The following is a 14,592-nucleotide window of genomic DNA, read 5'->3' on the forward strand; positions in this document are numbered from 1 at the left end:
TCAACGGCCCGGCGGGGGTGCGTCCTGCCGGAAGGTGGCGGCCAGGCGCAGGGCATCGCGTTCCGGATGGGAGAAGCAGCCCACGGCGGCGGCTCCGCCGAGCTGGAGGACGGCGGCGAGCAGGAACACTGTGGCGTAGCCGTGCGCGTCGTGTCCGCCGACGTCCAGCAGCCGCCCGGCGACCACCGGTGAGACGACGCCCGCGACGGAGTACACCCCGGTGTAGACCCCGATCGCGCCGCCGCGCAGCCGGGCGGGCGCCAGCGTCCCGAACGACGTCAGGGCCAGCGGGAACACGACCGTGGCGACGCTGAACCCGACCGCGAGGAACACGATCCGGGCACTCCCGGCGGGTCCGTACGCCAGGCCGATCAGGCAGAGCCCCGACAGCGCCGAGGTCACGGCCGACAGGCCGCTGTTCGCTATGCGCCCGGAGACGCCGCGGCGGAGCATCCAGGGCACCAGGAAGGCGGGGACGAGCAGGGAGAGCGCCGACAGTGCCCACGGCAGCGCGACGAGGCGGCCGGCCTCGGCGGCGTCCCGCCCGAGCACGTCCTCGAGGTACGAAGGGACGAAGGACAGCAACAGCCCGGCGCTCCAGTAACCCGCGAACGCCACGCCCGTGTTGGCGAGGAACGTACGGCTCGTGAGGACCTGCCGATAGCCGACCCGAGGACTCGAAGGGGCCTCGGCGGCGGGCTTCGGGCCCGGGGCGTCGAGGGCGGGTCTTCCGCGGTCCCGCCCGAGCACGAACCACAGGACCGCCCACACCGCCCCGACCGCCGCGACCGCGAGGAACGCGGACCGCCACCCGTGTGCCGAGATCAGCGCGCCGAGCAGCGGCGCGGCCGCGACGACACCGAGCGGCGCCCCGGCCGTCAGCAGCGCGGTCGGACGCGTGCGGGCACCCGCCGGAAACCACTGGTACAGCGTGTGCGTGGCCACAGGAACGGCCGGGCCCTCCGTCGCGCCGAGAACGAGCCTGCCGGCCAGCAGGACGCCGAATCCCGCCGCCGCCGCGACGGGCAGCTGGGCGAGCGACCAGGCGACGGCCATCACCAGCAGGAACCATCTGCCGGACACCCGGTCGGCGATGAACCCGCCGGCCACGGCGGACACGTTGAACAACAGGAAGAAGGCGCCGGCGATCAGCCCGTACTCGGAGGAGGACAGGCCGAGTTCCTTCGTGAGCGGTTTCGCGGCGAGTCCGAGCACCGCCTTGTCGGCGAAGTTGATGACCATGAACGCGAACAGCAGGAACGCGATGAGCCACGCCCTGCGCGAGGGCGGCGCGTCGGCCCCCGGCGCCTGCGGGGACGACGCGGCGGGTGCGGACGCGGATGTGGGCAGGGGGGAACCACGGTCGGCCATGACGGCTCCTCGGTGTGGGTGATGCGGGTCACTCTGAGGTGGTCATGGGCGCGGTGTCAATGGTCGCGAACACCTGTATGTGAAGTGCGAGTACTGGTAAGTCGCGTCGTGTACCTTGACTCGGCTGCTCTGTCGCACCGAAAGTAAATGGTGAATCCAGCGGTTGAAGCACCTTCCGGTGTCGGTCCCGCGGTCTTCTCGCTGCGCCCGGTCGGATCCGGCCGCGCCGCCGAGCCCCTCCTTTCACACCTTCCAGGAGCGTCGCCGTGTATCTCACACAGAGCCTGCACCGAGCCGTGCAGCACACCCCTGACGCGCTCGCCACCCTCTGCGGCGAGCGCACCCGGACCCACCGCGAGAGCGTGGACCGGATCGCGCGACTCGCCGGAGCACTGCGGGTGCTCGGGATCGCCGACGAGGCCCGGGTCGGCGTGCTCGCACTGAACTCGGACCGCTACCACGAGACGCTCTGCGCGACGTGGTGGGCGGGCGGCGCCGTCAACCCGGTCAACACACGCTGGAGCCCCAAGGAGATCGCGTACTCGCTCCAGGAGTCGGACACCCGCGTGCTCGTCGTCGACGACACGTTCGCGCCGCTCGTCGACGAACTGCGCGCCCTGTGGGACGGGATCCGCACCGTCGTGCACTGCGGCGACGCGCCGACCCCGTGCGGACTCCTTCCCTACGAGGATCTGATCGCGGAGCACGAGCCGCTGGAGGACGAGCGGGTGGGCGGCGACCGGCTCGCCGGGATCTTCTACACCGGCGGCACCACGGGCTTCCCCAAGGGCGTCATGCTCAGCCACGCGAGCATGCTCACGTCGTCGTACTGCGGACTCGCCACCACTCGGACGGTGGCGCCTCGCGGGCGCACCCTGCACTGTGCCCCGCTCTTCCACCTCGCCGGGCTCGCCGTGTGGAACAACCAGAACGTGATGGGCGGCTCGCACATCTTCCTGCCCGCCTTCGAGCCGACGGCGGTGCTGACGGCGATCCAGGACCTGCGGCCCACCTCGATGCTGCTCGTTCCCGCGATGATCCAGATGCTGGTCGACCACCCCGCCGCCGGTGACCACGACCTCGACAGCGTGGAGTGGATGGGCTACGGCGCCTCACCGATCGCGGAGGCGCTGTTGCGCCGGGCGATGGCGCGCTTCCCCCGGGCCCGGTTCGCCCAGGGGTACGGCATGACCGAACTGTCGCCGGTGGCAACCCACTTGGGACCGGACGACCACGCACGGCCCGAGCTGCTGCGGTCCGCGGGGCGCGCCGTGGCCGGCACCGAGGTCAGGATCGTGGACCCCGACGACAAGGAAGTGGCCCGGGGCACGGTGGGCGAGATCGTGGTCCGCAGTGGCGGCATCATGCTCGGCTACTGGAAAAAGCCCGAGGAGACCGCGCGCACGCTGCGCGGTGGCTGGATGCACACCGGCGACGCCGGCTACATGAACGACGAGGGGTACGTCTTCATCGTCGACCGCATCAAGGACATGATCGTGACGGGCGGTGAGAACGTGTTCTCGGCCGAGGTCGAGAACGCCCTCGCCCAGCATCCGGCCGTGGCGAGCTGTGCGGTCATCGGCGTACCGGATCCCGAGTGGGGCGAGCGGGTGCACGCGGTCGTCGTGACGCAGCCGGGTGCCGAGGTCTCCGCGGCCGAACTGCGGTCTCACTGCAAGGAGTTCATCGCGGGGTACAAGGCGCCGCGCACCGTCGACTTCTGCGACGCCCTGCCGCTGTCGCCCGCCGGGAAGATCCTCAAGCGCGACCTGCGCAAGCCGTACTGGGAGGATGTGGAGCGCTCGGTGTCCTAAGGGGCCCGCGGTCCCCTGTGCACGCATGAACGCGCGTGCACGAGTGATGGCGCGTGCACGAACGAAGGCCCGGCCGGATCGGCCGGGCCTTCGTGGTGTGCCAGGGAGGTCACGCCAGTACGTCGAACCAGCGCACGGGCTCCTCCGGTCTCCGAACGGGCCGCGCCTCGCGCCGCGCTTCGAGCAGCCGCAGATGAGCAAGGGTCTCCCCGAGCGCGAAGCGCCGGCTCACCGGAGTGAAGCTGTCCCACGGCCGGGACCACGTCACCGTACGCGCCAGATCCCACGCCGTCGTGCCAGGTGCGGCCGACAGCAGGGCGGACAACTCGGCCAAGCGGTCCGTATGATGACGGGCCATCACCCGAAGCCGCCGGTCAAGGCCGCGGAAGCGGTACTCGTGCGCGGGCAGCACCTCATCGACGGGGAGCCCCTCCAGCCGCTCCAGCGAGACGAGGAACCGGCCCAGCGGATCGTCCGTGGTCGTCGCGTGGACGGCGACCTGCGGCGTGATCCGTGGCAGCACATGGTCCCCGGAGAACAGGGCCTCGCGGGTCCGGTCGTAGAAGCAGGAGTGCCCGGGGCTGTGGCCCGGAGTCCAGATCGTGGTGAGTTCGCGGCCGGGCAGGCGGATGATCTCGCCGTCCTCCAGGAGTACGTCCGGCCGGGGTTCTCGTTCGAGCCACGACATGTCGAGCGCCGCGAGGATCCGGTCGGCCTCGTCCACCGGTGCGCCGTGCTCGACCAACTGGGCGTGCAGCAGCAGCCCGTGCTCCTCCGCTGTCCTCGGAGCGCCGGCCGGGCGGGCGTCGAGGCGGTGCAGCGCCACCCAGGCGCCGGACGCCTCACGGATGCGTGCGGCGAGCCCGAGGTGGTCGGGATGCTGATGCGTCACCAGGACGGCGCGCACGTCCTGGACGCCGTAACCTGCGGTCGCGAGGCCGGAGCCGAGCGCCTGCCACGAGGGTTCGTCGTCCCAGCCCGCGTCGACGAGGACCACTCCGCCCCGGCACTCCAGTGCGTACACGAGCACGTACCGCAGCGGGTTCGCGGGCAGCGGCAGCGGGATCGACCAGACCCCCTCGGCAACCTTCTCCACCGGCGGGAACGTGCCCGACTGCCAGGCCTGCCACTGCGCGTGGCCGGTGATCTCGATCGTCATGACGGTGTACTCCCGGTGATGGTCGTGGTGCCCATGCCGGTGCCGGTCCCGTGCAGCACGGCGAGGCCCAGGTCCGTCAGGACGTCCGCGGGCTGCGCGTGACGGCGGACCTCGGGGCGGCGGGACATCACGTTGACGAGGGTGAGTGCGGCATGGACGGCCACGCGGGCCGCGCACTCGTCCAGTTCCGGTCGGCACGCGCGGAGGAGCGCGACCCATTCGGCGACGTACAGGACCTGGGCACGGTGGGCCGACTCCCGCTGTTCGTCCGGGAGTCGGGGCACCTCGCTCACCAGGAGCCCGACCAGCCCTCGGGATGTGGTGGCCGAGACGGCGTACGCGCGCAGGACGCGTTCCAGCGCGTCCGCGGCGTTCGTGCTCTCGGCTAGGGACCGGTTCAGCGCGTACCAGGCGGCCTCCGACTCGCGCCGCAGGACAGCCATCAGCAGTTCGGCCTTGCTGTCGTAGTGCGCGTAGACGGCGGCGCGCGACAGGCCGACGGCACGGGCGACGTCCGCCAGGCCGACCCCGTCGAACCCGTGCGCGCTGAAGAGGGGAAGTGCCGCGGCGAGCAGGGCCTCGTGCCGGGTGCTCGGCAGCAGCCCGGCCGCCGGGACGGGCGGGCCCTGCCCGGGGCGCGGGCGCCGGATATCGGTGCGGCACACCGAGGCCGCGGCGCTGACCAGCAGTTCGTCGAAGCGCGGCCGGGCGAGCGTGGTGTGGTGGAACGAAGGGCTCGCCAGAACGGCGAGGCACGACCAGGCGACGAGATCGAGATCGCGTCCGGAGGCGTGTTCACCCGCCGCGGCGCGCAGCGCGGTCGTCACCGTGCGGGCCGCCTGAGCGTGTCCGCGCTCCACCTCGCCCCGGTCCACGTCGGACAGGTGCCGCGCCGCACGCTGCCACAGCACGGTCGAGCCCCGCCGGTCCAGCGTGAAGTGAGCGGCGATGTGCAGGAGTTGATCCAGATCGGCTGCCTCGTCGAGCTCGGCGAGCAGTTCCTGGAGCCCGTGCACCAGGGCCCGTCCGAGCAGCTCCCGTTTGCCGGGGAAGTGCCGGTACAGGGCTCCCGCGGTGACGCCCACGGCCGCGGCGATGTCCTCCATGCCCGTGGCCGCGTATCCGTGGCGGTGGAAGAGTTCCACCGCCACGGCGAGGATTCGCGCCTTGCGGTCGCGCGGCCGGGACCGCTCCCCGGCGACGCGAGCGGTCCCGGCCGGGCTCACAGGCCGAGCGACTTGGCGATCACGGTCTTCTGGACCTCGTTCGTGCCGCCGTAGATGCGCGAGACACGGGTGTCCGCGTACAGGCGGGCGATCGGGTACTCCAGCATGTAGCCGTAACCGCCGTGCAGTTGAAGGCACTTGTCGATGACACGGCCCGCCGTCTCGGTGCCGAAGACCTTCAGCTTCGAGGCGTCGGCCGGCGTCAGGTCACCCCCGTCGTACAGGTCCATGGCCTTGTCCACCATCGCCTGGAGCGCCTCCACCTCGGCCGCGCACTCGGCGAGCACGAACTTCGTGTTCTGGAACGAGGCGACCGGCTTGCCGAACACCTGGCGTTCCTTGACGTAGTCCACGGCGAAGCGGATGGCGGCCGTCGCCGACGCGGCGGCGCCGATGCCGATGACGAGGCGCTCCTTGACGAGGTTCTCCGAGAGGTAGGAGAAGGCCTTGCCCTCCTCTCCGAGCAGGTCCCCGACCGGCACCTTCACGTCGCTGAAGGAAAGCTCCGCCGTGTCGGACGTACGCATGCCGATCTTGTCGAGCTTGCGGCCCACGGCGTAGCCCTCGGCGTGCGCGTCGACGACGAGGAGCGACAGGCCGAGGCGCCGGTTCTCGGCGGGAGCGGGGGAGGTGCGGCACACGACGATGACCCGGTCGGCCTGGACGCCGCCGGTGATGAAGGTCTTGGCGCCGTTGAGGACGTAGTGGGTGCCGTCCGCCGACAGCTCGGCGCGCGTGCTCATCCCGGCGAGGTCGGAACCGGTGCCCGGCTCGGTCATCGCGATGGCGTACATCGTCTCGCCGCTGATGAAGTCCGGCATCCACCGGTGCTTCTGCTCCTCGGTGGCGTACCGCATCAGGTAGCCGAGGCAGAGGCCGACGTGGACTCCGGAGCCGCCGAAGGTGACGGCCGCGCGGGCCGTCTCCTCCGAGATCACGGCCTCGTACTTGATGCTCGTCTCGCCGGCGCCGCCGTACTCGGCCGGGACGGAGATGCCGAAGACGCCCAGCTCGCCGAGCTTGCGGTAGAAGTCGCGCGGCGCCCGCCCCGCCTTCTCCCACTCCGGGAACTCGGGCGTCACCTCCTTGGCGATGAAGTCACGGACGGTCTCGCGGAACGCTTCGTGGTCCTCGGTGAACACGGTGCGGCGCATGGATACCTCACAGGTACTCGCAGAAGCAGATATGTAAACCGTACGTCTGCGACTACCCCTCTGTGAAGCATTGACATCTTGGCCTGTGATGCTGAAAGTAAATGACGCGTCGGATCGGCCGGAGGTTGTCCCCGCCATCGACGAACCATCGCCTTTGGGAGGCATCACATGAGTGCCACAGTGCATGTGGCCGGGGTCGGCATGATCCCGTTCAGCAAGCCGGGCCAGAGCGACCCGTACGACGTGATGGGCGAGCGCGCCGCCCGCGCCGCGCTCCAGGACGCCGGGATCGGCTACGAGCAGATCCAGCAGGCGTACGTCGGCTACGTCTTCGGCGACTCGACCAGCGGCCAGGCCGCCGTCTACGGGCTCGGGCAGACCGGCATCCCCGTCGTCAACGTCAACAACAACTGCGCCAGCGGCTCCTCCGCCCTGTGGCTCGCCCGCCAGGCCGTCGCGAGCGGCGCCGCGGAGTGCGTGCTCGCCCTCGGTTTCGAGCAGATGCAGCGTGGCGCCCTCGGCGGCGACAAACTGCAGGACCGGCCGCCCGCCATGGCCCGCAGCCTGAAGGTGACACGGGACATCCAGGGCTGGGCCGACGGCGCGCCCACCGCCGCGCAGCTGTTCGGCGGCGGTGGCCAGGCGTACATGGACAAGTACGGCATCACCAACGAGGTCTTCGCGAAGATCGCCGTCAAGTCGCGCCGACACGCGGCCCACAACCCGTACGCCGTCTTCCGTGATCCGATCACCGAGGAGCAGGTCCTCGGCTCGCCGCACCAGTACGGACCGCTGACCCGGCTCATGTGCTGCCCGCCCACCTGCGGCGCCGCCGCCGCGATCGTCGTCAGCGAGGACTTCGCGCGCCGCCACGGCCTGAACACCCAGGTCCGCATCAAGGCGCAGGCGCTGACCACCGACTACGCCTCGACCTTCGACTCGGGCGACATGATGCGCGTCGTCGGCTACGACATGACGCAGGCAGCCGCCCGCCAGGTGTACGAGGAGTCCGGAGTCGGCCCCGAGGACATCAAGGTCGTCGAGTTGCACGACTGCTTCACCAGCAACGAACTCCTCACGTACGAGTCGCTCGGCCTCACCCCCGAGGGCACCGCCGAGACGTTCGTCCTCGACGGCGACAACACCTACGGCGGCAGGGTCGTCGTCAACCCGTCCGGCGGCCTCATGTCCAAGGGCCACCCCCTGGGCGCCACCGGACTCGCCCAATGCGCCGAACTGGTCTGGCAGTTGCGCGGCCAGGCCGACGCCCGGCAGGTCGAGGGCGTCAACCTCGCCCTCCAGCACAACCTCGGACTCGGCGGCGCCTGCGTCGTCACGCTCTACGAAAAGGTCTCCTGATGCCCATCGACCCCCAAGTCATCGGCACCGAACTCCCGGAGTTCACCGCCGACGTGGAGCGTGGTCGCCTGCGCTTCTTCGCCAAGGCGATCGGCGAGAGCGACCCCGTCTACGCGGACGTGGACGCCGCCAAGGCCGCCGGACACCGTGATCTGCCGGTGCCGCCCACGTTCTTCTTCTGCCTGGAGATGGAACGCCCCGCGGGCCACCCGAGCCTCGTCGAGCTCCTCGGCATCGACATCCGCCACGTCCTCCACGGCGAGCAGGGCTTCACGTACCACGCGACCGCGCACGCCGGGGACCGGCTGACCTTCCGCACGAAGATCACCGATGTGTACAGCAAGAAGGGCGGCGCCCTGGAGTTCGTCGTCCGCTCCACCGAGGTCACCCGGGCCGGCGAGCTCGTCGCCGAACTCCACAACAGCCTCGTCGTGCGCAACCCGGAGGCCGCCAAGTGAAGCACCAGCTGCCCAAGATCACCCGTACCACTCTGGCCCTGTACGCGGGCGCGTCCGGTGACCACAACCCGATGCACATCGACCTCGACGTGGCCAAGTCGGCCGGTATGGACGACGTGTTCGCCCACGGCATGCTGTCCATGGCCTACCTCGGGCGCCTGCTGACCGCCAACGTGCCGCAGGAACGCATCCGTTCGTACAGCGTCCGCTTCACGTCCATCACCCCCCTGTACGCAGAGCCGACCGCCACGGCCCTGGTCACCAAGGTCGAGGACGGGCTCACCCACCTCGACCTGACCATGGAACTCGCGGACGGCACGGTCACCCTGCGCGGCACCGCCGTCATCGAAGGAGAACTCGCGGCATGAGCAGCAACACCAGCACCAAACTGGCGGGCAAGACCGCCATCGTCTCGGGATCCGGCCGAGGCATCGGCCGCGAGATCGCCCTGAAGCTCGCCGCGGAGGGCGCGCGCGTCGTCGTCAACGACCTCGACCCCGAGCCCGCCGAGCAGACCGTCGCCGACATCAAGGCGGCCGGCGGCGAAGCCGTCGCCTGCGCCGGCAGCGTCACCGACGACGACTTCGCCGAACGGTTCGTGAACACCGCGATCGAGACCTTCGGCGGACTCGACATCATTGTCAACAACGCCGGCTACACCTGGGACTCGGTCATCCAGAAGATGTCCGACGAGCAGTGGGACGCCATCCTCGACGTGCACCTCAAGGCGCCGTTCCGCATCCTGCGCGCCGCCCAGCCGCACATCTCGCGGATGGCGAAGGCCGAGAAGGCGCGCGGCGATTCCGTGCACCGCAAGGTCGTCAACATCTCCTCGGGCGCGGGCCTGAAGGGCAACGTCGGCCAGGCCAACTACTCCTCAGCCAAGGCGGCCATCGTCGGCCTGACCAAGACCCTCGCCAAGGAGTGGGGCCGCTACAACGTCAACGTGAACGCGGTCGCGTACGGCCTGATCCGCACCCGCCTCACCGAGGCCCCGGCCGGCGGCGAGGCCAGCATCGACATCCAGGGCCGCAAGCTGCCCGTGGGCGTCAACCCCGACCTGCTCGCCCAGCTGGAGCGGGGCATCCCGCTCGGCCGCGCGGGCACCCCCGAGGAGGCGGCCGGCGCCGTCTACATGTTCTGCCTGCCCGAGTCCAACTACGTCAGCGGTCAGGTCATCACCTGCGGCGGCGGCTACTAGAGGCCAGGCGAAAGACGTGACGGGGCTGCCGATTCCCCCGACGGCGGCCCCGTCACCCGCGTACTCGTTCCCCCGAATGTCCCGCCCGCCCCGGATCGTGACGAGAGGCCGCTCATGACCGCCGCCCGCAAGCCCGCAAGCCAGTTCACGAAGGCGGCCAACGCCGCCGTTCTCGACCACCTGGCCTTCGACGACGAACGCGACTTCGCCGACATGAGCCGCGGCCTGATCGCCCCGCTCCCGGACGGCGGGGTGATCCGCGACGCCCGCGGCGAGGTCGTCTTCGACAGCACGGTCTTCGACTACGTCGACGGCCCGGCCCCGGACACCGTCAACCCGAGCCTGTGGCGTCAGTCCCGCATCATCAAGCACGCCGGACTGTTCCAGGTCTGCGACCGCGTCTACCAGGTCCGCAACCACGACATCGCCAACGTCACCCTCGTCGAGGGCGACGGCGGGCTCGTCATCGTGGACGCCGGCACCACCACCGAATGCACCCGGGCCGCGATGGAGCTGTACTACGCCCACCGCCCGCAGCGTCTCCCGGTGGTCGCGGTGATCTACACCCACCCGCACCTGGACCACTATGGCGGCGTCCTCGGCGTCACCACTCCCGAGGACGTGGCCGCGGGCAAGGTCACGATCATCGCGCCGGGCGACTTCGACCGATACGCCATCGGCGAGAACGTCATCTGCGGCAACGTCATGTCCCGCCGCGCCGCCCACGCGTTCGGCACCCTCCTGCCCCCGGGCACACAGGGATTCATCAGTGACGGCATCGGCATTCGCGGAGGCGGCGGACGCAGCGGCTACATTCCGCCGACCGACCTGATCAGGGCCACCGGCGAGGAGCGCGTTCTCGCGGGCCTCACGTTCCGGTTCCAGATGGCGCCGGACACCGAGGCCCCCGAGGAGATGCATCTCCACATCCCCGAACTCAAGGCCCTCAGCTGCGCCGAGAACGCCAACCACACCCTGCACAACATCCAGACCCTGCGCGGCGCCCGCACCCGGGACGCCGCCAACTTCGCCCGTTACCTCGACGAGGCGATCGAACTGTGGGGCGCCGACGCCGAGGTCCACTTCGGCCCGCACACCTGGCCCGTGTGGGGCAACGAGAACGTCATAGAGTTCCTCGCCTCGCAGCGCGACACATACAAGTACCTCCACGACCAGACCTTGCGTCTGGCCAATCACGGGCTGACCCCGATCGAGATCGCCGAGACCGTCGAACTGCCCGCCGCGCTCGGCCGGGCCTGGTGGAACCGCGGCTACCACGGCACCGTCCACCACAACACGCGCGCCGTCTTTGCCAAGGAGCTCGGCTTCTACGACGGCAATCCGATGCACCTGTTCCCGCTTCCCGACGGGGAGTTGGGCCGCCGCTACGTCGAGGCGATCGGGGGCGCCGACCGGGTCGTCGCCCTGGCCCGTGACGCGGTCGAGGCGGGGGAGTACCGGTGGGCGGTCGAGCTCGCGGGACGCGCCGTGTATGCGGACCCCGGCCACACGCAGGCCCGTGAGGTCCAGGCCGACGCCTACGAGCAGCTCGGTTACCAGGCCGAGGGTCCGCAGTGGCGCAACATCTTCCTCACCGCCGCCCAGGAACTGCGCCAGGGCCCACCCCGGCGCCGCCCCTTCAGCTCCGGCGGCAAGGGGACGATCGCCGCACTGAGCGTGGACCGCCTCCTCGATTTCGTCGCCGTCCGTCTGAACGGCCCCCGGGCCGCCGAAGCGGACCTCACCATCGACCTCGACGTACGCGACGCCTCGACCCCGTACTCCCTGAAGGTCGCCCGAGGCGTCCTCAACCACTGGCACCGCCCGAGCACCGACCCCGACCTCACCCTGGTCCTCGACAGGCCCACGCTGATCGACGCCCTCTTGCGCCCGGCGGCTTTCGACGAGGCGCTGGCCGACGGACGGATCGAGGCCAAGGGCGATGTGACGGCGTTTCATGACCTGGTCGAACTGCTCGACCGCTTCCATCCGGTGTTCGACCTGCTCGGGCCGCACGCCGCCCCGGATGCCGGGAGGTTCCTGGAGTGACCCACCGTCCCCGACAAGGCCGATCAGGCGTGTCGGCGTCTCACGATCCGCCACACCGTGGCGCCGGCGGCGAGAAACAGGAGTGCGGCGGCGGTCAGCGTTTGTGTGTACCGGTCGAACCCCGTGTCCGCCAGGGACCCGGAGCCGGGGCCGTGACCCGCAGGAACAGAAACGGGGACCGGAGTACTTGAGGCCGTGGGAGTGGGAGTGGGGGTCGGGTTCGGGTTCGGCGGCGTGCCGTCGGGGGTGACCGTCCACCGCGCCTGGGTGTCGTTGTCGGTCGCGGACTCGCCGGTGTCGGTGGCGAGCGTCGGGACGACCAGGGGGCTGCGGTACTCCTTGACGACGTCCGCGTAACCGTCACCGTCGAGGTCGGTGGAGTCCCCGGAGGCCAGCGGGGCCAGGTAGGCGACGTTCTTCATCGTGACGTCCGTGTCCGCTTCGGCGGTGATGCGCACGGTGACTTTGAGCGCCGCGCCTTCGGCGTCGGTGGCCAGGGCGTCGGTGGCGGTGGCTGTGAGGCCGTCGAAGGTGTAGCCCTTGCCGGTGAGGGAGACGAGTTCGACGCCGTCCGGCAGGAGCTGGGTGACGCTCCAGCCCGCGGGTGCCGGTCGCAGACCGCTGTTGCGCGGCGTCAGGGTCCAGGTGACGAGGTCACCGGTGTGCAAGGTGGCGTCGGGCCCGGTTTCGAGGTCTTCCGTGAGGGAGAGTTCGATGCAGTCGGTCGGGTGGAGGGCCCGCGCCGAGGACAGCTCACGGACCGACGCGCCCCCGCCGTCGTAGACCAGGCCGTCGTCCAGATAGCCGGTCGCCCGACAGGCCGATCCCCAGTCGTTGGGGTCGTCGTAGTCGCGGGTGTCCACCGCGACGGGGTCGGCCGCGGCACGGGCACGGGAGCGGGCGGCCGGGGCGTCGTCGCCGGTGACCAGGACGGCGTCGCGCAGGGTGCGGCGTTGCGCGTCGGGCGCCGACGGGTCGGCGGAGCCGGCCTGGAGGAAGGTGCCCTCGCCGCGGAAGGTGTTGTCGCGCACCGTGATCCCGGACGAGGAGTACGAGCCCGCGCGGGCCGCGTCCTCGTAGAGCGGGGTGACCATGACGGCGGCCTGCCCCTCGGCTCCGGTCTGGGTGACGGTGTTGTCCGCGACGGTGACGTCGTGAGCGGGTGCGGCGAGGACCGTGGACGGCTGCCCGGAGACCGCGTTCTTCGTGAAGCGGACGTCGCGCGTACCGGAGTTCAGGCGCAGGCCGCCGCCGTTCCCGGTCATGACGGTGTCGTGGATGTCGATGTCCTCGCTCACGCCGGTGGCCGCGTCCAGGGCGCTCAGCATGCCGACGGCCCCCATGTCGGCGAAGCGCGACGCGCCCACATCGAGGTTCGTGACGCTGCGGCCGTGGATGCCGTACTCCGAGATGTTCGCGACCTGTGCGTCGGTGATCGTCATGCCGTCGGTGTCGCGGAAGTAGAAGCCGTACGACCCCGCCTGGATCGAGGACGTGTCGACGGAGACGTTCTGGGTCTCGTACGCCTTGAGGATCGCGGCGCCCGAGGTGGGCGTGGGGCCGTCGTGGCCGGTGACGGTCAGCCTCCGCACGGCCACGTCCTTGGAGTCGTGCAGCACGACGCCGCCACCGGTCACGTCGGCGCGGACGTCGGAGATGGTGGCGTTCAGCGCGCCGAGCAGGGAGATGCCGGTGGAGGCTGTCGGGGTACCGGTGATCCGCAGGTCGGTGAGCGAGTAGTCGTCACGCTGGGAGGTGCCGTCCATGGAGCTCTGCGTGGAGATGCCGATGTCGAATCCGGTGATGGTGCCGCCCGCGACGCTCGCTTTCCCGGCGTTCACGAGGCCGATGCCGCTGCTGGACGCGCTGCCGTCACCGCTGATCGTGGGGTTGGTGATGCGTGCGCCCTGCGTCGATCCCAGGGTGATGCCGCCGGTCGAGACCTCGGAGATCTACGGACTGACGATCCTCGGTCCGGCTCCGGTGTCGGCGAAGTTGGTGGCGACGCCGTAGCTGAAGTGCGAGACGCGGTCGAGGACGGCCGCGGTGGCCCTGTACAGCTGGATCCCGGCCGAGGTGGCGGTGTCGGTACCGGTGATCTGCGGGGTCGTGACGCGCGCCCCGTCGGTCGGGCCCAGGGAGATTCCTTCGCGGCCGACGCGAGTGACGACCGCGTCGGTGATGTCCGGTCCCGCCGCCGTGCTCGTATTGGTGGTCCCGATGCCGCGGGAGAAGTCGCTCACGGACGACGAAGTGACCTGGGCGCCACTGGAGTTCGCCAGGTCGATGCCCGTGCCCGCGTTGCCGGGGCCGCTCACGGTGACGTCGGCGACGGCGGGAGCGGTGGTCGCGCCGAGCCCGATACCGGTCAGGGATGCCTGGATCGAGCCGCCCTGCACGGCGACTCCGGCGGCGGTCGACGTGCTGGTGACGCCGACGCCGGTCGCCACACCGCTGATCGCGGCATCCGCGACCCGGGCGGACCCGGTCGTCAGATTGATGCCGAAGGACGAAGCCTGGTCCCCGCCGTCCATCGTGAAGCGGTCGATGACCACGCCCGTCGCCGCGGCGGCGAGTTGGATGCCGGTGGGGCGCGGGACAGCGTTGGGGTTGACGACCTTGAGGCGCCGCAGCATGGCCCCTACGGTGTTCACGGTCACCGTCGCGCCCGTCGCCGACAACCTGGGAGCAAGTCCCCCTCCAGACACCAACTTGAGGCTCTAGAAGAACCCAAGCTTCTTAGGGCTGTAGGAGACCAGCAGGTTCTTCGTCTGTTGGTGTACCGGCCCGATCTCGCTTCT

Annotated in this window: 12 protein-coding genes; 6 read left to right on the top strand and 6 right to left on the bottom strand. The window is 70.5% G+C overall.

Going from position 1 to position 14,592, the window contains the following annotated elements; translation table 11 throughout:
• Entirely contained in the window at positions 1-1,371 is a 1,371-nt protein-coding gene (locus tag B072_RS42410; RefSeq protein WP_018528806.1) for an MFS transporter, read from the bottom strand.
• A gap of 266 nt (positions 1,372-1,637) precedes the next feature.
• Between B072_RS42410 and B072_RS0104850 the strand changes: the two genes are divergently transcribed.
• Positions 1,638-3,185: an acyl-CoA synthetase gene (locus B072_RS0104850; RefSeq protein WP_018528807.1), complete on the top strand. Its 1,548-nt coding sequence runs from the start codon at positions 1,638-1,640 to the stop codon at positions 3,183-3,185.
• A 109-nt stretch (positions 3,186-3,294) separates the two neighbouring features.
• Here the strand turns inward: B072_RS0104850 and B072_RS0104855 are convergent, their stop codons facing one another.
• From B072_RS0104855 to B072_RS0104865, 3 genes are read right to left on the bottom strand one after another with little or no spacing between them, the layout of a single operon-like run.
• The gene (locus B072_RS0104855; RefSeq protein WP_018528808.1) at positions 3,295-4,344 is read right to left on the bottom strand and encodes an MBL fold metallo-hydrolase; all 1,050 of its coding nucleotides are present in this window, start codon (positions 4,342-4,344) and stop codon (positions 3,295-3,297) included.
• Positions 4,341-5,570 (bottom strand): TetR/AcrR family transcriptional regulator, encoded by a 1,230-nt coding sequence (locus B072_RS42415; RefSeq protein ID WP_018528809.1) that lies wholly within the window; start codon positions 5,568-5,570, stop codon positions 4,341-4,343. Before B072_RS42415 ends, B072_RS0104855 begins: the two co-directional genes overlap by 4 nt.
• A complete protein-coding gene (locus B072_RS0104865) occupies positions 5,567-6,724 on the bottom strand; it encodes an acyl-CoA dehydrogenase family protein (protein WP_018528810.1) in 1,158 nt (385 codons plus the stop codon). The genes B072_RS42415 and B072_RS0104865 overlap by 4 nt, the downstream gene beginning before the upstream one ends.
• A gap of 168 nt (positions 6,725-6,892) precedes the next feature.
• Here B072_RS0104865 and B072_RS0104870 point away from each other — a divergent pair, with 168 nt between their 5' ends.
• The 5 genes from B072_RS0104870 (at position 6,893) to B072_RS0104890 (ending at position 11,791) form a co-directional block, all read left to right on the top strand.
• Entirely contained in the window at positions 6,893-8,083 is a 1,191-nt protein-coding gene (locus tag B072_RS0104870; RefSeq protein WP_026245456.1) for a lipid-transfer protein, read from the top strand.
• Positions 8,083-8,541, top strand: a complete 459-nt coding sequence (locus B072_RS0104875; RefSeq protein WP_018528812.1) for a MaoC family dehydratase N-terminal domain-containing protein — start codon at positions 8,083-8,085, stop codon at positions 8,539-8,541. The genes B072_RS0104870 and B072_RS0104875 overlap by 1 nt, the downstream gene beginning before the upstream one ends.
• Complete coding sequence (locus B072_RS0104880; protein WP_018528813.1) at positions 8,538-8,909, top strand: MaoC/PaaZ C-terminal domain-containing protein; 372 nt, start codon at positions 8,538-8,540, stop codon at positions 8,907-8,909. The genes B072_RS0104875 and B072_RS0104880 overlap by 4 nt, the downstream gene beginning before the upstream one ends.
• Positions 8,906-9,742, top strand: coding sequence for an SDR family NAD(P)-dependent oxidoreductase (locus B072_RS0104885; protein WP_018528814.1), 837 nt, complete (start codon positions 8,906-8,908; stop codon positions 9,740-9,742). The genes B072_RS0104880 and B072_RS0104885 overlap by 4 nt, the downstream gene beginning before the upstream one ends.
• Positions 9,743-9,856: 114 nt before the next feature.
• Positions 9,857-11,791 carry an alkyl/aryl-sulfatase gene (locus B072_RS0104890; RefSeq protein WP_018528815.1) on the top strand — a complete coding sequence of 645 codons (1,935 nt, stop codon included), beginning with the start codon at positions 9,857-9,859 and terminating at the stop codon, positions 11,789-11,791.
• 23 nt (positions 11,792-11,814) lie between these two features.
• Here the strand turns inward: B072_RS0104890 and B072_RS0104895 are convergent, their stop codons facing one another.
• Positions 11,815-13,632 carry a right-handed parallel beta-helix repeat-containing protein gene (locus B072_RS0104895; protein WP_026245457.1) on the bottom strand — a complete coding sequence of 606 codons (1,818 nt, stop codon included), beginning with the start codon at positions 13,630-13,632 and terminating at the stop codon, positions 11,815-11,817.
• A 111-nt stretch (positions 13,633-13,743) separates the two neighbouring features.
• Entirely contained in the window at positions 13,744-14,445 is a 702-nt protein-coding gene (locus tag B072_RS0104900; RefSeq protein WP_158689149.1) for a right-handed parallel beta-helix repeat-containing protein, read from the bottom strand.
• Between the last annotated feature and the right edge of the window lie 147 nt (positions 14,446-14,592).

The organism is Streptomyces sp. HmicA12, from assembly GCF_000373565.1.
GTDB lineage: Bacteria > Actinomycetota > Actinomycetes > Streptomycetales > Streptomycetaceae > Streptomyces.